18 protein-coding genes are annotated in these 20745 nt (G+C 71.9%); 9 read left to right on the plus strand and 9 right to left on the minus strand.

Going from position 1 to position 20745, the window contains the following annotated elements; all coding sequences use genetic code 11:
* Positions 1–57: 57 nt before the first annotated feature.
* Positions 58–921, minus strand: coding sequence for an oxidoreductase (locus C8K30_RS02685; protein WP_233256937.1), 864 nt, complete (start codon positions 919–921; stop codon positions 58–60).
* A 202-nt stretch (positions 922–1123) separates the two neighbouring features.
* On the opposite strand from C8K30_RS02685, the gene C8K30_RS02690 reads away from it, so the two are divergent.
* The 3 genes from C8K30_RS02690 (at position 1124) to C8K30_RS02700 (ending at position 5124) form a co-directional block, all read left to right on the plus strand.
* A complete protein-coding gene (locus C8K30_RS02690; RefSeq protein ID WP_108491318.1) occupies positions 1124–1858 on the plus strand; it encodes an SDR family oxidoreductase in 735 nt (244 codons plus the stop codon).
* A gap of 315 nt (positions 1859–2173) precedes the next feature.
* The gene (locus tag C8K30_RS02695; RefSeq protein WP_146197306.1) at positions 2174–3544 is read left to right on the plus strand and encodes an alpha/beta hydrolase domain-containing protein; all 1371 of its coding nucleotides are present in this window, start codon (positions 2174–2176) and stop codon (positions 3542–3544) included.
* 170 nt (positions 3545–3714) lie between these two features.
* On the plus strand, positions 3715–5124 hold the full coding sequence (locus tag C8K30_RS02700) for an aldehyde dehydrogenase family protein (RefSeq protein WP_108491320.1): 1410 nt from the start codon (positions 3715–3717) through the stop codon (positions 5122–5124).
* A 37-nt stretch (positions 5125–5161) separates the two neighbouring features.
* Here C8K30_RS02700 and C8K30_RS02705 read toward each other — a convergent pair whose 3' ends face one another.
* The 5 genes from C8K30_RS02705 to C8K30_RS02730 form a co-directional block, all read right to left on the minus strand.
* Positions 5162–5551, minus strand: a complete 390-nt coding sequence (locus C8K30_RS02705) for a nuclear transport factor 2 family protein (RefSeq protein ID WP_108491321.1) — start codon at positions 5549–5551, stop codon at positions 5162–5164.
* A gap of 36 nt (positions 5552–5587) precedes the next feature.
* Positions 5588–6418, minus strand: a complete 831-nt coding sequence (locus C8K30_RS02710) for a MoaF C-terminal domain-containing protein (protein ID WP_199230305.1) — start codon at positions 6416–6418, stop codon at positions 5588–5590.
* A gap of 46 nt (positions 6419–6464) precedes the next feature.
* Positions 6465–7571, minus strand: coding sequence for a zinc-binding dehydrogenase (locus tag C8K30_RS02715; protein WP_108491322.1), 1107 nt, complete (start codon positions 7569–7571; stop codon positions 6465–6467).
* Between the two features lie 160 nt (positions 7572–7731).
* On the minus strand, positions 7732–9948 hold the full coding sequence (locus C8K30_RS31160; RefSeq protein ID WP_369939172.1) for an HNH endonuclease: 2217 nt from the start codon (positions 9946–9948) through the stop codon (positions 7732–7734).
* Positions 9949–10105: 157 nt separating this feature from the next.
* Positions 10106–11065, minus strand: a complete 960-nt coding sequence (locus tag C8K30_RS02730; RefSeq protein WP_108491323.1) for a helix-turn-helix domain-containing protein — start codon at positions 11063–11065, stop codon at positions 10106–10108.
* A gap of 227 nt (positions 11066–11292) precedes the next feature.
* Between C8K30_RS02730 and C8K30_RS02735 the strand changes: the two genes are divergently transcribed.
* The 6 genes from C8K30_RS02735 to C8K30_RS02760 are packed head-to-tail and all read left to right on the plus strand — an operon-like array spanning position 11293 to position 17513.
* On the plus strand, positions 11293–12600 hold the full coding sequence (locus tag C8K30_RS02735; RefSeq protein ID WP_158280917.1) for an ABC transporter substrate-binding protein: 1308 nt from the start codon (positions 11293–11295) through the stop codon (positions 12598–12600).
* A gap of 12 nt (positions 12601–12612) precedes the next feature.
* Complete coding sequence (locus C8K30_RS02740; RefSeq protein ID WP_108491325.1) at positions 12613–13485, plus strand: branched-chain amino acid ABC transporter permease; 873 nt, start codon at positions 12613–12615, stop codon at positions 13483–13485.
* The gene (locus C8K30_RS02745) at positions 13482–14543 is read left to right on the plus strand and encodes a branched-chain amino acid ABC transporter permease (RefSeq protein WP_108491326.1); all 1062 of its coding nucleotides are present in this window, start codon (positions 13482–13484) and stop codon (positions 14541–14543) included. Before C8K30_RS02740 ends, C8K30_RS02745 begins: the two co-directional genes overlap by 4 nt.
* Positions 14540–15253, plus strand: coding sequence for an ABC transporter ATP-binding protein (locus C8K30_RS02750; protein ID WP_108491883.1), 714 nt, complete (start codon positions 14540–14542; stop codon positions 15251–15253). Before C8K30_RS02745 ends, C8K30_RS02750 begins: the two co-directional genes overlap by 4 nt.
* Positions 15250–15963, plus strand: a complete 714-nt coding sequence (locus tag C8K30_RS02755; protein WP_108491327.1) for an ABC transporter ATP-binding protein — start codon at positions 15250–15252, stop codon at positions 15961–15963. The genes C8K30_RS02750 and C8K30_RS02755 overlap by 4 nt, the downstream gene beginning before the upstream one ends.
* A gap of 50 nt (positions 15964–16013) precedes the next feature.
* Positions 16014–17513 carry a GMC family oxidoreductase gene (locus C8K30_RS02760; protein WP_108491884.1) on the plus strand — a complete coding sequence of 500 codons (1500 nt, stop codon included), beginning with the start codon at positions 16014–16016 and terminating at the stop codon, positions 17511–17513.
* A gap of 60 nt (positions 17514–17573) precedes the next feature.
* Here the strand turns inward: C8K30_RS02760 and C8K30_RS02765 are convergent, their stop codons facing one another.
* The 3 genes from C8K30_RS02765 to C8K30_RS02775 are packed head-to-tail and all read right to left on the minus strand — an operon-like array spanning position 17574 to position 20733.
* On the minus strand, positions 17574–18530 hold the full coding sequence (locus C8K30_RS02765; protein ID WP_108491328.1) for a sugar phosphate isomerase/epimerase: 957 nt from the start codon (positions 18528–18530) through the stop codon (positions 17574–17576).
* Positions 18527–19153: a nucleoside deaminase gene (locus C8K30_RS02770; protein ID WP_108491329.1), complete on the minus strand. Its 627-nt coding sequence runs from the start codon at positions 19151–19153 to the stop codon at positions 18527–18529. Before C8K30_RS02770 ends, C8K30_RS02765 begins: the two co-directional genes overlap by 4 nt.
* A 56-nt stretch (positions 19154–19209) precedes the next feature.
* Entirely contained in the window at positions 19210–20733 is a 1524-nt protein-coding gene (locus tag C8K30_RS02775; protein WP_199230306.1) for a GMC oxidoreductase, read from the minus strand.
* Between the last annotated feature and the right edge of the window lie 12 nt (positions 20734–20745).

Here is a 20745-nt window from a genome sequence, read left to right on the forward strand (position 1 = left end):
GAGGGGCTCCGGCTCCCCGTGCCCTTCTTGTCCTACCTCGGTGCGCGTCACATCCGGTCATCGTTCGCGTGCGGTCAGCCTCCCGGGCTCTGCATCGGTGCTGCGGGTCAGCGACTCGAACCGCTCGACCTCGCGCGCAAGCTCGGCCGCCGCCGAGTGGAAGCCGCCGAGCGCGTCGCTGCCCAGCAGGAGCAGGCGGGGTGGCTCGGCGGCCTCGGCAGCCGTCAGGATCGCCGCCGCGGCCCTGGCCGGCTCGCCGCGCTGCGGCCCGAGCGCCCGGCCACCGGTGCGGCCCAGTACCTCGTCATAGGCGCCGATCGTGGTGGACGACCGATCGGCCGAGCGTCCACGGAAGTCGGTGCGGAACGACCCGGGCTCGACGACCATCACCCGTAGCCCGAGCGGTTCGACCTCCTTGCGGAGCGACCCCGACAGCCCCTCCAGGGCGGCTTTGGCGGCCGAGTAGTAGCCGCCGCCCGGGAGCGTGATGCGCGCCCCGACGGACGAGATGTTGATGATCAGTCCCTTCCCCCGGCGGCGCATCCCGGGCAGGGCTGCCTTGACGAGGGCGACGGGGCCGAAGAAGTTGGTCGCGAACAGCCGGTCGACGGCGGCTTCCTCGCCCTCCTCGACCGCCGCGGTGTACCCGTAGCCGGCGTTGTTGACCAGCACGTCGATGCCGCCGAACCGGTCCTCGGCCGCCGCGACGGCGGTCCGGATCGATTCCCGGTCGGTGACGTCCAGTCGGACGGCCGCGGCGGTCCGCGGATACGCGGTCGTCAGGTCGTCAACGGCCGCGGTGTCGCGGGCCGTGGCGACCACCTGGTGCCCGGCAGCGAGCACGTGCTCGGTCAGCGCCCGTCCCAGGCCGCCGGAGGAACCGGTGATGAACCATGTCGTCACGTCTTGTCCCTGACCCATGTTCGTCACGATAGGCGCGATCGTGAGCTCGAGTGAGGTAATGACAGTGCCCCCCGGGCTGGGGGTGACTGCCAGTACCCGGACAGGCAGTGACTCGTCCGCCCGGCGGCACGGTGGTGTCCTTGAGATGTGATCAGGCGTCCGTGAGACCTGCCTGGTCGACTCGCAACCACGGATCCACTACGGGTAGGGAACACAGCACATGAGCAGCTCTCAGAACCAGGGCCGCGTCGCGGTCATCACCGGCGCCTCGTCCGGGATCGGCGCGGCCACCGCCCGCGCGCTGGCCGCCGACGGGTATCGCGTCGCTCTCCTGGCGCGTCGCCTGGACCGGATCGAGGCCCTCGCGGCCGAGCTCGGGAACGGGGCGATCGCCGTCCCGGCCGATGTCACCGACCGCGACGCGGTCGTCGCCGCTGCCCAGCGAGTTCAGGACGAGCTCGGCGGAGCCGACGTCCTGGTCAACAACGCCGGCGTCATGCTCCTCGGGCCGTTCTCCTCCGAGCAGCGCCAGGACTACCGCGCGATGGTCGAGGCCAACCTGCTCGGGGCGATCACCACCACCGAGGTGTTCCTCGACCAGCTCAAGGACGGCGGTAGCGACCTGATCAACATCTCCTCCGTCGCCGGTCGCACCGCGCGAGCAGGCAACGGCGTCTACGCCGCCACGAAGTGGGGCCTCAACGGCTGGTCCGAGTCGCTGCGCCAGGAGCTGCTGCCCGACGTCCGGGTCACGCTCATCGAACCCGGTGTCGTCGACACGGAGCTGCCGACGCACATCACGCACGAGGCCACCCGGCAGGGCGTGCAGCAGGCCTACGACGTCGCCCCGGTCAAGGCCGAGGAGATCGCCGAGGTCATCGCCTTCGCGCTGGCCCGCCCGCGCCACCTGGCCATCAACGAGATCCTGCTCCGGCCTGCCGACCAGCTCGGCTGACCTCGCTCCATTCGGGACGACCCTGGCCGCGCCTGCCTGCGGGAACATGCCCAGGAATCACCCCCAGGACCGCGCGCACGGACAACCGCCGGGCGTGGAGGCACAAGACCCGACGGCGCGGCGCGGTCGACACTGCTCAGGACGAGGTGCCGGCCCGCGCAGCCGCGGGCTCCGGGCAGCTCGTGGATCCTCACCCGTGCCGAGGGAGACAAGAGCATGCGAATCCGCCGTCGACTCACTCCAGCAGCCCGTCCGCACAGGGTGGCCGCGGCCGTTCTGTCATTGGTCCTGGCGGGGACACTCGCCCCGCTCCCCGTGACCTCACTCGCGGCATCACCGGCGCAGCCCGCGACCAGGCCCCTACCCGTGCGCCCCGCGGCCCTCACCGAGATCGACGTCCCAGGGACGGCGCCGATGTCGGCGGCCGCCGTCGACCTCGCGGCGGCCGGTTACACCGAGCGAGAGTTCTACGCGGACGGCACGGCCGCCCGCTACGCCGGTGCCGTCTCGACGTCGCTCGAGACGGCGCAGGTCATCGACGAGGGCTGGCCCTACCGCACCCGCGTGATCGTCCGGGCACCGGAGCGCAAGAAGTTCAACGGCTCGCTCGTCGTCGAATGGGCCAACGTGACCCTCGGCCTGGACGGCGAGTTCGTGTTCAACGAGGCCCACGAGTACCTTCTGCGCGAGGGCTACGCGGTCGCCGTCGTCTCGGCTCAGCGGGCCGGCGTCGAGCGCCTCAGGACGTGGAGCCCCGAGCGCTACGACAGCCTCTCGGTCGACGCGAACGGATGTGGCACTGACGGGACAGCCCTGTGCCCGGGCGACCCGCTGTCGTTCGACATTCTCACGCAGGTCTCGAAGGCGCTGAAGGACAACACAGGCCGCCATCGGCCGCTACCCGGCCTGAAGGTCGACAACGTGATCGCGACGGGGCAGTCCCAGTCCGGGATCCGCCTGACGACGTACTACAACACGATCCAGCCGCTGTACGACTTCTTCGACGGGTTCGTCTACTGGGACCGGTCGGACCAGCTCCGTTCGGACTTGCGCGTGCCGGCGATCAGCGTCAACTCCGAGGCGCTCGCGACCGACTGGCCTCCCGTCACCACGGCGCGGTACACCCGCGCCTGGGACGTCGCCGGCACCACGCACGCGTCGCTGTACGGCGCGCGGTACATCGACGACGTGGTGCTCCGCGACCGGTCGATCCCCGGCCCGGACGGGCCGATCTCGTTCACCGAGCTGATCGAACCGTCCTGCGAGGTCCTCCCGGTGTTCAGCACCGTCGACTCCGGCCTGGTCGTGAACGCCGCTATCGACTCCGTCCGCACGTGGGTCACCCGGGGCAGGCCGGCCGCGCCCTCCGTCTACTTCGAGCGGGACGCCGACGGCGGCCTCGTCCGGGACGCCGAGGGCAACGTCCGGGGCGGGATCCGGCTCGCACAGTTCACCGCCCCGACGGCATTCCAGGTGGCGAACAACGGGACCGCGTTCCCCTGCTCGGTCTCCGGCCACCACCGCGACTACACGGCCGACGAGCTGACCGCGCGCTACGTGACCCATCGAAACTACGTGGAGCTCGTCCGCGACACGATGAGGCAGGCCCGGAGGGACGGGTACGTCCTCAGGTTCGACGAGCAGGAAGCCGTCAGGGCGGCCTGGGCGTCGGACGTCGCTCGCTGACGAGGGCATGTGGACCGCCGCACCGGCGGGCCCCTGCGGGCGACCCCACCCCGTCGGGCTCCGGTCCCGGCATGCACGGACTGCACGTCCTCGTGCGCTGACGGTCAATACGGCAGGTCCCGGCCCTGCCGACAATCGTCGCGAACGCGCGTCACGCTAAGGGAGGCCTGATGTACACCTACGACACACTCCTGGCCAAGGTCACCACCACCGGTGGCCCGGCCCGGGAGGTCACCGACCCCGCCACGGGTGAGCCGATCGGGTCCGCCCCGGTCAACGACCTCGCCGACCTCGACGGCGCGGTCGCCCAGGCAGTTGCCGCCCAGCCCGGATGGGCAGCGCTGTCGGACGCCGACCGCCGTCAGACCCTCCTCGAGCTCGCCGACGCCGTCGACGAGTCCGCCGAGGCCCTGGCCCTGATCCTGTCCCGCGAGCAGGGCAAGCCGCTGAACGGGCCCAACGCGCGGTTCGAGGTCGGCGCGTGCGCGAGCTGGCTGCGCGCCAACGCCGCCATGGACCTGCCGACCGAGACCGTCCTGGACGACGAGTCCGGGCACGCCGAGATCCGCTACCGGCCGGTGGGCACGGTCGGCGTCATCACGCCCTGGAACTGGCCGATGATGATCGCGATCTGGCAGATCGCCCCGTCGCTGCGGATGGGCAACACGGTCGTCGCCAAGCCTTCGGAGCACACGACTCTCTCGGGCCTGGCCCTGGCCGCCGTCCTCAACGACGTCCTGCCCGCCGGCGTGCTCGAGGTCGTCACGGGCGCCGGCGACATCGGCGACGCGCTGGTGCGCCGTCCCGAGATCGGCAAGGTCATGTTCACCGGCTCCACCGCGACCGGCTCGAAGATCATCACGGCCTCGGCGGACAACATCACCCGCCTCACGCTGGAGCTCGGCGGCAACGACGCAGGCATCGTGCTGCCCGACGTCGACCCGGCCGCGATCGCCGAGGACCTGTTCTGGGGCGCGTTCATCAATACCGGCCAGACCTGCGCCGCGCTCAAGCGCCTGTACGTGCACGACGACGTCTACGACGGCGTCGTCACGGCCCTCGCCGAGATCGCCGCCAAGACGCCGATGGGCGTGGGCACCGACGAGGCCAACATGCTCGGCCCGCTGCAGAACAAGATGCAGTTCGACGTCGTCGACGGCCTCGTCGAGGAGGCCCGGGCACGGGGCGCCCGCGTCGTGCTCGGCGGAGACCCGGACCGCGGCCGCCCCGGCTACTTCTACCCCACCACCCTCGTCGCCGACATCGACGACGACGCCGAGCTCGTCCAGCGGGAGCAGTTCGGGCCCGCCCTGCCGATCGTCCGGTTCAGCGACGTCGACGACATGGTCGCCGCGGCGAACCGGGTAGAGGTCGGTCTGGGCGCCTCGGTGTGGTCGGCCGACCGGGCCGCGGCCGTTGCCGTCGCGGGCCGCCTCGAAGCCGGGACCGTCTGGATCAACAGCCACGGCGGCGTCCACCCGTTCGTGCCGTTCGGCGGGGCCAAGCGCTCCGGCTACGGTCTTGAGTTCGGTGCCGAGGGCCTCAAGTCCGTCGCCGTCCCGCAGGTGATCAGCGGGTGAGCAGCACCCGGGACTCAACGTGCGAGCGATGCCGCCCCTACGCCATCGCGTCCCTTACCACCGCCGAGTCGACGATCTGCTCGAAGGTGACGACCTCGCCGTCCCGCAGGTGCCACACGTGCGCGACCCGGGCCGTGAACGACTTGCCCGTAGCCCGGTAGGTCCCGGTGTAGGTACCGATCCCGACCTGCACCGGGCCCGCGTCGAGCAGCTCCTCCAGGATGAACCGGTACTCGTCGAAGTCACGGCCGATCGCCTCGAAGACGTTCTTCCGTACCTCGTCGGGCCCGGTGTAGGTGCCCGCGCGGGGAAAGCCGGCGGCCTCGGTCCAGCGTGAGGTCTCCGACAGGGGTGCCAGCATCCCGTCGAGGTCGCCGGCGTCGGACGCGGCGTAGTGGGCGGCGACGATGTCGTGGTTGGTCGTCATGGGGCCTCCTTCGGGTACGGGTCAGGCGAGTACGGGTCAGACGGGCTGTACGTCGGGGTAGCGGACGGCGCCGAGCGGGTAGACGTGTCCCCCGGCCCGCCGGTGGTCCGCCCTCCCTCGGGCGTTGATGCCGAGGAAGATGCCGGTGGTCCGCAGCTCGTACCCGAGGTCGTGCAGCCAGACGCTTGCCACGGGGATGGCGAACTCGCGGAAGCAGAACAGGTACAGGCCGTCGGCGAACCTCCACAGCGTCGAGAGGTCGACGGCGCCGTGGCCACGCTGCTCACCCTGGAGGCACTGCCACGCGTAGCGCTCGGTGCTGAGGTAGACGTGCTCGTACAGGTGGTGCGGGCTGTACCGGTAGACGTTGCGTACCCCGATCAGGTCGCGGGTGGGGCCGGGCTTGGCCCCCGTCACCGCGACCCCTGCCACCTCCCCCGCCGCGAAGGTCTGCCCCACCTGCGGCACGCCCTCGGTCCGCTCAGGGGCGATGACGGAATGGGCGAGCAGCGCGCGGCCCGTCGCCTCGGACCAGATGACGGTCAGGGCCTCGCCGTCCCGCGAGGCCAACGGCAGGTTGAGGAAGACGACGTCGTCCCGCACGTACACCGCGTCGTACGGGTCGACGGTGCCGTCGGGGGCGCTGAGCAGCTCCGCCGACGTCCACCGCACGCTGGCGGCATCGAGGAACTGGAGCCGCAGCCCCGTCCCGCCGTCGAACGTGAGCTCGACGGTCCGTCCCGTCAGGTCGGCGCCCGGCAGCCGGTAGGTGTCGATCCCGGCCGCGAAGTCGTCATAGGTCTTCCACTGCGACTGGTCGGCGGCGTCGATGCGGGTACCGATCTCGACTCGCTGCGTCTGGGTCATCCTTGCTCCTGACGTTGTGGGACACCGGTGCCGGTCACGGTGCCGGTCACGGTGCCGGTGGGACGAGAACGGCCTTGATCAGGCCTTCGGCACGTTCGTGCACGGCCGCGAACGCCTTCTCGACGTCGGCCAGCGGGTACACGTGCGTGACGAGCGAAGCGAACGGGAAGCGCCCCTGCGTGAGCAGGGCGAGCGAGCGTTCGTAGCCGCCCGCGGCGAGGAACGACGGCAGGACGTCGATCTCCCGCGTCAGGAGGTACTCGTCGGACGGGATCGACAGGACCGGGCCCGAGCCGCACGCCCCGGCGAGGACCACGCGGCCGCCGCGGCGGACGATCCGGATCGCGTCGAGCTGCGCGTCGACCGAGCCGGCCGACTCGATCACGACGTCGGGACCGCCGGGGAGACGCTCGCGGATAGCCGCCACGAGCGGTTCGCCACGCCCGGCGACGGTGTCGGTGGCACCAAAGGCGCGCGCGATGGCACGGCGCTCGGTACGCCCGCCGACCACTACGACGTCGCTCGCCCCCGCGGCCGAGGCCGCTGCCGCCGCAAGGAGGCCGATGGGTCCGGGTCCGATGACGACTACCTTGTCACCGAGACCTACCCGACCGCGCTCGACAGCACGAACCGAGACCGCGAGGGGTTCGACGAGCACGGCGATCTCCAGGTCGAGCCCTTCGGGGATCCGGTGGACGACGCCCTCGCGGGGCACGACGAGGTGGGTCGCGTACCCGCCGGAGTACGGGCGGGTCGTGCGGGGGATGTTCACCCCCAGCTGCCGGCCCGGACCGGGATGGCGCACCGGGTCGTCGAGCTCGCACAGGTTGTGGCGGCCCTCGCGGCATCTGGCGCACCGGTGGCAGGGCACGAGCATCTCGACGGCGACGGGGTCGCCGGCCGCGAGCCCCCGGCCGTCCTCAGGACCGACGGCGACGACGACGCCCACGAACTCGTGCCCGGGCACGAGGGGGAAGGGGTCACCGATGTGCCCGTCGAGCAGGTGCAGGTCCGTGGCGCAGACGCCGACGCGCGTGATCCGCACGACGACCTCGCCCGGTCCGGGTTCGGGGACGGCGGACCGCTCCAGCGTCACGACCCCCTTCTGGGGGAAGACCACCTGGAGGGCGCCGCCCTCATGCTCGCGCGTCATCGCGCCTCCTCGACCGTCGTCGGCGTATCGATCCTTGCCGAACCTGCACGGCCGAGGCTTGTTCGTCCGCGCGCAACCGTTGCGCTCTCGCGCAGTGGCGCGGCCGAGAGAGGCCGCGCGATCTGCAGAGCTTCCTTGACCTCGAGTAGTGGCGCTGCTCTTAAAAGGATGGGTCGTCGGGGCTGGTCGGGCTGGTCGGGCTTGTCGGGTTGGTGGGGCTGGTGGGGCTGGTGGGTTCGGTCGGTATGGCGCCTGGCTCGGTGGTGGCGTACTGCCGGGGTAGCCGTCGACCGGTGAGGGCTTGCAGGGTGAGGTCGTGGCTGGTGTCGGGGTCGATCTGGTCGATCTCGATGTGGGTGTCCAGGACGGTGGGTGGTCGGGTGTGGGTCCGCCCGGTGGGGGTGGTCCAGGTCGTGATCCCGGTGTCGGGGTCGCGGACGACGCCCCAGCCGGCGTGGGTCTTGAGGAGGTGGTGTTTGCGGCACAGGGCTTGGAGGTTCTGCGCGCGGGTCTGTCCCGGGGTCCCAGGCGGAAGTGCCGTGGGGTCGTGGTCGTGGTCGAAGGGTTCGATGTGGTCCAGGTCGCACCGGTTCGCGGGGGTGTCGCACGATCCGAACGTGCAGGTCTCGTCTCTTGCTTCGACTGCGGCGCGGAGCACCTTGCCGGGTTGGTAGGTGGTGGTGGAGTAGTCGGTCAGTACCCCGGTGATGGGGTCGGTGAGCAGGCGTTGCCAGGTCGCGTCGGTGGCGATCAGGCGGGCGGTGTCGGCGGGGATGGGTCCGTACCCGTCCAGGTTCCCGGGTGTGTCGTCCAGGCCGAGGAGCACGCTGGCCGGGACGGTGACGCGGACGACGGGCCGGGTCGGCGTGATCCGCACGACCTGCACCGTCTCCTGCACGACCTGCTGAATGATGGGCGCCCGGCCGCCGCACGTGCACACGGGTGCGCCGGGTCCGTCCACGATGTCGATCGCATCCGCCGCATCAGCGCTGCCGGACCGCCCACCATCGGTGCCGCCGGCGCAAGAGTCGTCCGTGTCCGTGTCCGTGTCCGTGTCCGTGTCCGTGTCCGTGTCCGTGTCCGCTGCCATACCCGTGCCCGTGGTCGGGCCCGTGCCCGTGGTCTTGCCAGTCGTTGTGCCCGTGCTTGTGCTCGTGGTCGTGCCCGCCCCTGTCGGTGTGCCCATCGCCGGGTCCGTGGTCGTACCCGTGGTGGTAGTCGTCGCCGCCGTTCCCGTCGCCGCCGTTCCCGTCGCCGCTGTTCCCGTCGCCGCTGTTCCCGTCGCCGCTGTTCCCGTCGCCGCTGTTCCCGTCGCCGCTGTTCCCGCCGCGGTGCAGGCGTCGTTGAAGCGGTCGGCGGGTAGGAGGCGGCCGGTGATGATGCCGGTCAGGGAGTCGGCGCGCAGCTGGCTCAGGGTGCGGTCTTCGCCGGTGGTGTGTCGTAGCTGGTGGGCCATGTCGTCTACGACGCCCCATACTGCTGCGGCGTCGGTGGCGGGGAGGTAGGCCGTCAGCCAGCCCATGTCGTTCTCGGCCCGGTCCAGCTGTACGGAGCGTCGCTGTGCCTCGGCTTTCGCGGTTTCTCCGGCGCCGTGGCGGTCCTTGGCGAACGCGAGCATCCGGGCCTGCAACCACCGCCACGTCCGGTGCGGGGCCTGGGGCAGGTACTTCTCGATTGCCTCGGCCCGCTCGGCCACCGTCAGCTGAGACGCGGACCGCAGCAGGGTGTGCGCCTTACGCACATCGATCCGGCCCGCCAGTAGGGCGCTGATCACGCTCGGGTGCTGGGCACCGGACTCGGCCCGGACCACGACCTCGGTGGCTTCGGGCTCGGTCACCACGAGCTCGTTGGTGACCTGTCCGACCAGTGAGTTGTGCGCGAGCGGGTGGGTCTCGCGGGCGGCGCGTTCGGCCACGATCCTCGCCTGGAGACCGGCGGCCCAGGACTGCAGGCGTCCGGACGCGGTCATCAGGTCACCCAACGTGTCATCGGACAAGCCAGCCAGCACGCCCGCGTTCCCGCCGTGGTCCAGATCCAGGTTGCCGGCCAGGTCGACGGCCTCGGCCACCACCCGCGCCAGCCCCGGGCCCGGTGCGCCCGTCAGCGCCTCGCGCAGGATCTCGGTCGGCCACAGCGCGACCGGCACGCCCGTCGGCGGCCAGTCCAGCCCGCCATCCAACGGGTCGGGCTGCCCGATGCACATCGCGTCCTGGAACCACACGTCATCGAACAACTCCTCCTCGAACGGCTCGCCCGGGGGCACCGCGTCGTCGGGCAGCAGGCGTGCCGGCATCCCGTCCCGCTCGACCACCTCGCCCACCACGCGGTCGTCGACCAGCGTGTCGGCCGGGCCGCCGTCGGACCGTCCTGTGTGCATGTCAGCACCTCCCCCTACCCGCAATAAACAAGTTAGAACAGTCCCATGACTGCGGACGTCTGTTCGACCATACTCGACCACACCGACACCGGCACGTCCTTCTGCCACCCGCGTAAGAACAGGCCAGCGCAACCGCTCACCGGTAGCGGTACATGTCCTAAGCGACGCGCGCGCGGAACTCCGACGGCGTCTCGCCGTAGGCCGCCTTGAAGGTGCGGGAGAAGTGCGGGGCGTCCGCGAACGACCAGCGCGACGCGATGGCCGTCACCGTCGCGCCCGCGAGCGCCGGGTCGGCGAGGTCGGTGCGGCAGCGTTCGAGGCGTCGCGTGCGGATGTAGGCGGAGACCGAGATCCCGACGTGCTGGAACAGGGCGTGCAGGTAGCGCACGGAGATGTAGTGCGCCTCGGCGATCGTGGTCGGCGAGAGCGCCGGGTCGGCGAGGCTCTCCTCGATATGGGCGTAGACGGCGTCGAGCAGCTGCTCCGCGGGCACCGCCCGTTCCTCGCCGATCTGGTCGCGCAGCAGGATCGTGACGAGGTCGACGGCGTTGCGGGCGAGCCGCCAGCCGGTCGCCGCGTTGACGAGGTGCAGGCGGCCGGCGAGCTGCTCCAGCACCGAGCTGACCATCTCACCCAGCGAGTCGTCGCGGCCGAGGCTCGTGGCGGTGAGGCGGGCGACGCGCTCGTCGGACAGGTCGACGAGCCGCTTCGGGAACATGGCCACGATGGTGCGCATGCGGTCGTCGAAGACGAGGGTGTAGGGCCGGGTCGTGTCGTAGACGGCGACGTCGCCTGGGCGCAGCACGACGTCGCGGCCGTCCTGGCAGATGTAGCCGGTGCCCTCGAGCATGAGGCTCACCTTGTACGCGGGCTCGTTCGAGCACTCGCCGATGAGGTTGCGTGTGCGCTCCACGACGTGCGGCACCGAGGCGATCTCCACGAGGTTGAAGTCCCGCAGGGACGCGGCGCGGACCGCGGCGCCGAAGTCGTGCGCCCGCTGGCTCGACACCTTGAGCGGCACGAACGACCGGTCGACGATGTCGCGGAAGTCGGACAGCGACTCGATGCGCTGGAGCTGGGAGACCGTGCCGAGCGACGGCGCAGACGTGGAAGACATCTCTCACCTCCGGTGGGGCCCATCCACGACGATGCGACCCGGGGTCATTGGCGATGGTAGTCCGGAACCTCGCGCGTCGGTACCCGCACCTGGTGCTTCACCCGCGCCGTGCACGGAACGACAACCGCTCTTCGCCCCGGTTCAATCCGCGGCCGTGCGGCGTCCGCTTGCCTTGCACCTGGCGGGACGTGCGTCCAGGCCTGCCCCCGGTACGAAGGAGTACTGCCATGAATCGGATCCTCAGGGCGACGGCCGCCCTCGGCGTCGGAGCGCTGGTCGTCGCGTTGTCCGCCTGCGTCCCGGAGGACGACGGCGGCCCCGTCCAGGGCGCACCCTCCGCCGACGCGGCCGACCTCAGCTGCGGCCTCGGCACCGGCGAGGAGGCCACCGGCGAGCCCATCAAGGTTGCGGCGGTCGCCACCGCGTCGGGGGGTGTGGACTTCTCGTCGTCGCCCGGCTCCGCGCAGGCCTACTTCGACTGCGTCAACGACAACGGCGGCATCAACGGGCGGCCCATCGAGTACGAGGTCGGCGACGACGCCCTCGACCCGACCAGGACCGCGCAGCTCGCCGCCGGGTACGCCGCCGACACCTCCGTCGTCGCGCTGGTCGGCGACGCGACGTTCGTCGGCTGCGACGTCGCCAACGTCGAGTACCAGAAGGCCGGCCTGTACTCGATCACCGGTGTCGGCGTGCCGCAGGCCTGCTTCGAGTCCTCGAACATCGCGCCGGTCAACGCCGGCCCGCGCACCTCGGCGCTGGCCACCATGCAGTACTTCGAGCGGCAGGACCAGGCCGACCCGTTCTTCGCCATCGGCCTGAACACCCGCGGCAACGGTGACTGGGTGGCCGACGGCATAGAGAAGTACGCCGCGGAGGCCGGCATCGAGCTGGCCGGCAACGTCCTGTCCGACCCGGCGGAGAGCAACTTCCTGCCGCTGATCAGCCAGGTGACGCAGGCCGACCCGGCGAGCCTCGTCATCGTCGACCCGGCGCCGATCGCGGCGTCGATCCTGGCCACCGCCGAGCAGCAGGACGCAAGGGGCGACATCCAGTGGTCCTGCACGGCCTCCTGCTACGACGCCCAGTTCGGCGAGCAGATCGGCGACTACTGGGAGGGCTTCGTCGCCAACTCCGAGCTCGCGCTCGTGGCGGCCGACGGCGACGACGCCAACCAGTGGCGGGCGGTCATGGACGAGTACGCCGACGCCGACGCCCCGCGCGACACGTTCAGCCAGGCCGGGTTCCTCTCCGCGAAGATCTTCGTCGACGCCCTGCTGCCGCTCGACGCCGAGACCCTGGACCGCGAGACCGTGTCGCAGGCCGTCCTCGGGGTGAAGGGCTACGAGTCCGACCTGCTCTGCGCCCCCTGGTACTACGGCGAGGCCGACGAGCACCACGCCAACCACGCGACGCGCATGGCGGTGATCGAGGACGGCGCCTACGTCGAGCTCGAGGGCTGCCAGGACGTCGCGGACCCCGACATGGCCGACATCCTCGAGCGTGAGCAGTCCGAGGGACTGCTCACCGAGTAGGACGGACGCCACGTGAACCTGCTCCCCTTTGTCGTCGCCGGCCTCGTCATCGGCTCCGTGTACGCCCTGTCCGGGGTCGGGGTGCTCGTGCTGTACCGCACGACCGGCGTCCTGAACTTCGCCCACGGCGCGGTCGGCGGTCTGGCCGCGCTGCTGGTGTGGCAGACGGTCGAGCTGCGGCTGCAGCCCGCGGTCGCGATCGCCCTGGGCATCGCGGCCGGGGCCGCGGTCGCCCTCCTCTTCGGGCTGGTCGCCGGGCCGTACCTGGCCCGGGTCGACCAGCTTCGCAAGGCGATCGCGACGCTCGGGCTCGCCCTCGTCCTGCTCGGCGTGATGCTGTTCGTCTGGAACGACAAGGCCCGGACGATCAGGCTCGAGACGAGCCGCATCTCCTTCGACGTCGGCGGGGCGCGGGTCAACGTCACCCAGCTCGTCTGCCTCGGCCTCGCGCTGCTCGTCGTCGTCGGCACGCTGCTCGCGCTGCGCTACACGTCGATGGGGACGTCCATGCGTGCGCTCGCGAGCGACCGCGAGCTCGCCGCCGTCGTCGGCACCAACGTGCGGCTCGTCGAGAACACGGCGTGGGCGACCTCGGGTGCGATCGCGGGCGTGTCCGGCATCCTGCTGGCCGACCAGACGCGCCTGGAGCCCGCCTTCCTCACCTTCCTCATCATCCCGGTGCTCGCTGCCGTGGTCATCGGCCGGTTCGTCTCGCTCTGGCTCACGCTCGTCGGCGGCCTCGCGATCGGCGTCGGGCAGTCGCTCGTGTCCGCCTGGCCGACGGTCAGCGCCTTCAGCACGGCGGTACCGTTCGTCGTCGCGACCGTCGTCATCCTCGTCGCGACCCGGCGGCGGGTCGTCACGGTGGGGGTGGTGCGCGCATGAACCGGGTCCTCCTCGCCGCCTTCCTCGCCCGCGCGGAGGTACGGAGCGCGCTCGTCGGCCTGGCGATCGGGCTCGTGCTCGCGCTCGTTCTGCCGTCCCTTCCCGGCGTCGGCTCGGGCCTGGCGCTCCGCACGCTCACGGTGTGCGCCATCTATGCGCTCGCCGCCGCGGGCGTGGGCGTGCTGTACGGCCGGCTGGGCCTCGTGTCGATCATGCAGATCGGCCTCGTCGCCGTCGGCGGCTGGGCCACCCTCCGGATCTATCACGCCACCCACCTGCCGTTCGAGGTGGTCATGGTCCTCGCGGCCCTGGTCACCGCGGCCGTCGGCGTGATCGTGGGCCTGCCTGCCCTGCGCCTGTCCGGCCTCAGCCTCGCGATCGTCACGCTCATGGTCGCCGGCGCGCTCGAGGTGCTCGTCACCTACGCCGGGTTCCCCAACGGTGGCGACGGGTTCCTCGGCAGGGTGTCGGGCGGCACGCTCGCGGTGATCATGCCGCGGCCGGCGCTGGGGCAGTCCGACGACGAGTTCTTCCGCTACGTCGGTGTCGTGGTCGTCGTCGTGCTCGTGCTGCTGCGGTGGCTGCTCATGGTCCGGCCGGGCCGTACCTGGGCCGCGATCCGGCAGGGCGAGGCCGGCGCGGTCTCCCTCGGCATCAACACCGTCGCCCATCGCCTGCTCGCCCTGGCCGTGACGAGCGCGGTCACGGGGGTGGCGGGCGCGCTGCTGGCGGCCAGCTCCGGCATCCTCGACCCCACGTCGTTCAAGGCGCAGCAGTCGGTCCTGCTCTTCGCGACGGTGCTCATCGGCGGGGCCTTCTCGTTGCTGGGCGCCGTCCTCGGCGGCCTGTTCTTCTACGGCCTGCCGCAGCTGCTCAACACCGTCGGCCTCGACGGCAACCTCGTGTTCGTCGTCCTCGGTCTCGGGCTGGTCCAGGCGGTCACGACGGCGCCGGCGGGCATCGCCGGTCAGCTCGGCGCGCTTTGGCGGCGGCTGCGCCCGCCGCGGCCGCCCCGTCCGTCGCGTCCGTCGCGTCCGTCGCGGGAGGTGACCGTATGAGCCGGCTCACCCTGTCCGGGATCACCGTCCGCTTCGGCGGCGTGAAGCCGCTGGACGACGTCTCGATGGCCTTCGAGTCAGGCGTGTGCGGGATCATCGGCCCCAACGGCGCCGGCAAGACGACGGCGTTCAACGTGCTGTCCGGCTTCGCCCTGCCGGTGGCCGGGTCCGTCGACCTCGACGGCGACGACCTGCTGGCGGTCCCGGCGCACCGCCGCGCCCGCTGGGGCCTGCGGAGGTCGTTCCAGCAGGAGCAGGTCGTCCGCACGCTGACGGCGCGCGAGAACGTGCTGCTCGCCGCCGAGCACAGCGGCTCCCCCACCGCCGACGTCGACCGCGCGCTCGACTACGTTGAGCTTGCCCGGCCGTACCGGCTGGGCGCGGAGCTGACGATGTTCGAGCGGCGCCTCGTCGACATCGCGTCGTGCGTCGTCGGGACGCCGCGCCTCGTGCTGCTCGACGAGCCCGCGGCGGGCCTGGACCCGGCGGAGTCCGAGCGGCTGCTCGGGCTGATCACACGCATTCCCGAGGAGGCGGGCGCGCTGGTGCTGCTCGTGGACCACGACATGGACCTGGTCCGCGCGGCGTGCGGCACGGTGGCCGTGCTCGACTTCGGCCGCCGCATCGCGGCCGGCCCGACGCTCCAGGTGCTGAGCTCCCCCGAGGTACGCAAGGCGTACCTCGGCATCGACGAGGAGGTGACGACGTGACCGCGCTGGAGATCAGCGACCTCCGCGTCCGCCGCGGCGGGATCGAGGTCGTGCACGGCATCGACCTGACGGTCAACGCCGGCGAGGTCACGGCCCTGCTCGGCGCGAACGGAGCCGGCAAGTCGTCGACGGTGCTGGCGGTCGCCGGGATCCTGCGCGACACCAGCGGCTCGATCACCACCGACGGCACGGCCATCCACGGCATCGCGCCGAACAGGGTGCGCCGCGCGGGCGTCGCGACGATGCAGGAGGGGCACCGCGTCTTCGGCGACATCTCGGTGGCCGACAACCTCACGATCGCCTCGCTGCTGCTGCCGCGCGGCGAGCGCGCCGCGGCGGTCGAGTCGATGCTGGCCCTGTTCCCGGAGATCCACGGCTTCGCCGACCGGCCCGCCGGCTCCCTCTCCGGCGGCCAGCAGCAGATGCTCGCCCTGGCCACCGCCCTCGCCGCACGGCCGAAGGTCCTGGTGATCGACGAGATGTCGCTCGGCCTCGCGCCCCTGGTCGTCGCGCGCCTGGTGCCCGCGCTGCGCGCCGTCGCCGAGCGGGGCGTCGGGGTGCTGCTCATCGAGCAGTTCACTCGCGTCGCACTCGAGCTCGCGACCAGCGTCACCGTGCTGGCCCAGGGCGTGGTCACGCTGCGCGCGCCGGCAGCGGAACTACAGGACCAGCCCGAGAAGCTCGCCGCGGCGTACCGCCTCACCGAATGACAACGAAGGACCGCGCACCGGTCGCCGTCCGGAAGGAGAAGGAGACAGCCATGGCTGATTACGACGTCGTCGTTGTGGGAGCAGGGACCGCGGGAAGCGTCGTCGCCCGCCGTCTGGCGGACGCCGGCCGCAGGGTCGCGATCGTCGAGGCGGGCGGGTCGAACCGCGACGACATGATCCAGGACGTGGGCCGCCTGGGCGAGCTGTGGCACGGCGAGCGCGACTGGGACTACCACACGGTTCCCCAGCCGCATGCTGCCGGGCGCCGGATCCACCTGCCGCGCGGGCGCGTGCTCGGCGGCTCCCACTCCCTCAACGCCGCGATCTGGGTGCGCTGCGCCCCCGAGGACTTCGACGGCTGGGCGGCCGACGGCTGCCCCGGCTGGTCCTGGGCGGACGTCGAGCCGGTGTACCGGCGCATCGAGCAGTGGCACGGCGCCCGTGACCCGCGCCGGGGCACCGCCGGACCTCTGCCGGTCGCGCCCAACGAGCCGCTCCACCCGGTGCAGCAGGCGATCATCGACGCGGCCGTCCAGGCGGGCCTGACCCGCAACCCGGACTACAACGTGGACGGCCTGGACGGCGTCTCGGTCCAGCAGGTGACGGTGGCCGACGGCGACCGGGTCACGACATGGGACACCTACGCGCAGCCCGCCGTCGACGAGGGCCGCCTCACCGTGCTCACCGGCGTCGTCGTGCACCGGGTGCGGATCGAGGACGGCCGCGCGACGGGGGTCGAGCTGGCGGACGGCCGCGTGCTCACCGCCGACCAGGTGGTGCTCTCGGCGGGTGCCGAGGGCAGCGCCGAGACGCTGCTGCGCAGCGGCGTCGGCCCCGCGGAGCACCTCACCGCCCTCGGCATCGACGTCGTCGCGGACCTGCCGGTCGGCGAGAACCTGCACGACCACTACCTCGTCCCGGTCATCTTCACGACCGACCGCGAGGTGGACCCCCCGACCCCGCACCGCAGCGTGACCCAGACCCACTGGTTCTGGCGCTCCGATCCGGCGCTGCCCGTACCCGACACCCAGCCGATCAACTTCTCCGTGCCGATGCTGGAGCCGGACATGGAGCCGATCCCGTGGGGCTTCTCGCTCATGGCGGGCATAGTCACCACACGGTCGCGCGGCACGCTGCGCCTCGCGAGCGCCGATCCGGCCGACGGCATCCTCATCGACCCCCACGTCCTGGAGGACGAGCGCGACATCTCCTCGATGCTCGCCTCCGTCCGGCAGTGCCTCGACGTCGGGGCGCAGGAAGCCCTCGCCTCGGACTGGAAGGCGCGGCCGCACTACCCGTCGGGCGACCTGAGCGACGAGGCGCTCGTGGAGTACATCCGGCAGCGCGTGATCACATACCACCACCAGGTCGGCACGTGCCGCATGGGCTCGGACGAGCGCGCCGTCGTCGACCCCACGCTGCGGGTGCGCGGGATCGACGGGCTCATGGTGGCGGACGCATCCGTCATGCCGACGATCACCACGGGCAACACGAACGCGCCGTCCGCGATGATCGGTGAGAAGGCGGCGGAGCTCCTCCTCCGCCACTGAGCGCCGCCTCCAGGGAATGGCTGCCGGCTCGGCTGACGCCCGTGGGCGCCGGCGGCCGGGTCAGCCCGTCAGCCGCGCGTCGACCCAGGCCCGGCTCACGTCGGCGCTCACCCGCGGATCCATCGAGGCCCGGTCGACCTCGACGATCACCCAGCCGTCCCAGCCGTCCGGCAGGGCCGCGAGCATCGCGTCGAGGTCCATGTCGCCGGCGCCCGGCTCGCGGAAGAGGCCGCGGTCGACGGCCGCGTTGTACGAGGTCGGTTCCGCGCGGCTGGCGGCGGCCACCGTGAGGTCGAGGTCCTTGATGTGCAGGTCGACCAGCCGGTCGGCGTGCCGCGTCAGCATCCGCACGGGGTCGATCCCCGCCCACGCGAGGTGCCCGATGTCGAAGGAGACGCCCAGCAGGGACGAGGGGATCGCAGCGAGGGCGCGCTCGATCTCCTCCTCGGTCTCGATCCACGTGCCCACGTGATTGTGCAGCCCGGCCCGCACACCCTCCTGGCCGAGGACCTCCGCCGCGGTTCCGAGGACGTCGATGACCCGGTCCAGGCGGGAGCTGTCGAAGTCCGCGCCCACGGCCGTCTGCTCCAGCGTGCGCCGGGTTCCGGGCGCCCAGCTCATCTCGGGCGCGAGGAAGACGGTGCCCAGCCCGAAGTAGTTCGACTCCTCCGCCTTGCGGCGGATGCCGTCGTACCAGCGCACCTGCTCGGCGCTGCCCGGAGCCAGCAGCACGCCATGGTCCTCCGGCAGGGCGACGCTCGCGTAGCCGGGCGCGAGCACCAGGCCCGCATCCTGCACCATCCGCTCGTACGACTGCAGCGTCTGGGTGTCGAGCACCTCCATCATCACCGCGGCGAAGCCGGCGTCCCGCACCTGGGCCAGGACGCCTGGGTAGTCGGCCCGGAAGGCCGGGTCGGCGAAGAGCCAGAGGTCCTCGCTCTCCGGGTCCGCCGGATCGGCCTTGATGTTGACCCATTGGATCGGGTTCAGGGCGACCCGGTCGGCGCGCAGCCTCATGCGATTCCCTCCGGCGCGCCCTGGCGCGCGTTGTAGACCGTCAGTCCGCCCGAGTCGACCCCCGCGCGGTAGGCGCGGAAGACGCCGAGCGCCTCCTCACGCAGCACGTCCTTGACCACGCGGATGCCGCGGCGTTCGAACTGCTCGGCCCAGTCGTCGCCGAGCGGGCCCTCGTCGAACGTGGTGATCTCCTCGAGCTCCGGCCCTTCGCCCGCGACGACCAGCGTGCGCACCCCGGACCACATGGTCGCCCCGTAGCACTGGATGCACGGCCGCCAGTTGACGACGAGCTCGTGGGCGGGCAGGGCGGCGCCGCCGAGGTCCCACGCTCCCCGCCGTGCCTGGGCGAGCCCCAGCGCGACGACCTCCGCGTGCCCGCTCGACACCCCGCTCGCGAGGACGACGTTCACGCCGACCGAGACGATGCGCCCGGTCTCGCTCTCGGCGACCAGGGCGGCGAACGGGCCTCCGTTGCCCTCCCGCCAGTTGCGGTCGGCCAGCCGGTGCACGAGCCGCATCCGGTCGTCCCGGTCCGGGACGAGGTCCGGCACGTCGGCGAGCTCGTCCCGCACCCATGGGGGCAACCCGATGCGGTACTCGGTAGAGATGTGTTCCGCGAGCATGATCGGCGTCCTTCCTGTTGATCGAGACTGTTGATCGAGACTGTTGACTGCGGCCGTCAGCCGGCGAGCGCGGCCGATCGCCGCGCGACGGCCCGGGCGGTGCGCACGGCGGTCACCGCGCCGGTGAGGGTGGCGTTCGCCACCACGGGTGTCGGCACCGCGCCGGTGCCGGCGACGTAGAGGTTCTCGAAGCCCCACACCCGTCCGTGGGCGTCCGCGACGCTCGTGCCGTCGTCGTGCTCCCCGATCCGGACGGTGCCGGTGAGGTGCAACGAGGATCCGGGCGCCAGCAGCGCCCGTTCCGCCTGGGGATCGAAAGGACCGAACAGCTCGGCGAGCTCCTGCACCTGGGCGAGCGCGCGGTCGATGAGGTCGAGGTCCGTCGGGGAGTAGCCGAACTCGATGCTGATCCGCGGCATGCCCGCCGCGTCCGTCTCGGTCTCGGAGAACACGAGGCGGTTCTCCGGCCGCGACTCGACCGGCGAGTAGAGCGACAGACCCACCGAGTGGGCGAGGGGGCGCCCGGTCGCGTCGACGTATGTCGTGTTCATGATCTGCCCGTGGAACGGCTGGTCGGGCCCGTTCTGCGGCAGCCAGAGCGAGTCGGTGCAGAACTCCCCGACCCGCGGCAGCGGGAGCGTGGCGAGGTCGAGCCCGAACCGGTCGACGTCCATGAGGACGCGCCCGGTGACGAACGCGTGCTCGTTCAGGTAGCGCCCGAGCGCCCACGGCCGGATACCCGAGGCGAAGAGCAGCTGCGGGGTCCGCAGCGCGTCCGCGCACACCACCACGGTGTCCGCGAGCAGCTCCTGCTCCGTCCCGTCGGCGACCCGCCGGACTCGCGCGCCACGCACCCGGTCGCCCGCGACCAGCAGCTCCGTCACGAGGGCGCCGGTGAGCAGCTCGAACCGGTCGTCACCGCCGGCGGCGATCGGCGGGAAGACCACCGAGGGACCGGTGCGGGTCATGGGGCCATCGGCGGCCGGGTCGACCGCCATGGGCATCGGCTGCGGCGCACGCTCGCCCGGGCCGACGCCGGCGAGGTGCTCCCCCAGCACGTCGAGCACCACCTGCCCGGCCTCGGTGGGCCCGATCGGGCCGGGATGCACGCCGAGCACGCGCCGCGCGGTCCGCAGGTCGTCCGACCAGCCCCGCGGGTCGCCGCCGTCGAACACCTCGTCGCCGGCGGGCCACGGGGTCGCCGCCGTCCAGTGGACGCCCATGCCGCCCGCGTTCCACGCGATCGCCGCACCCGGCATCGTCTCGGCGTCCTCGCCGAAGGCGAGCGCGTGGAACATCCCCGGCTGGAGCCCGACGACGTCGCCGACGGGCTCCCGGTCGACGGAGGCCCCGGTGTACATGCCCTGGATGCCGCTCGCGACCCGCTCGTTGTAGCGTTCCCACAGCTCGGGGTCCGGCACGTCGTGCAGGTGCAGTCCCGGGGTGTCGCCGATCGCGGTCCCCGCGTCGACCATGACGATGCGCACGGTCGGGTCGGCCTCCCGGACCAGCCGGGCGACGGTCGAACCCATGATGCCGCCGCCGACGATAAGGACGTCGGCGCTGCGCGGGAAAGTCACGTTTGTACTCCT

Source organism: Promicromonospora sp. AC04, from assembly GCF_003058225.1.
In the GTDB taxonomy this organism is placed as follows: domain Bacteria; phylum Actinomycetota; class Actinomycetes; order Actinomycetales; family Cellulomonadaceae; genus Promicromonospora.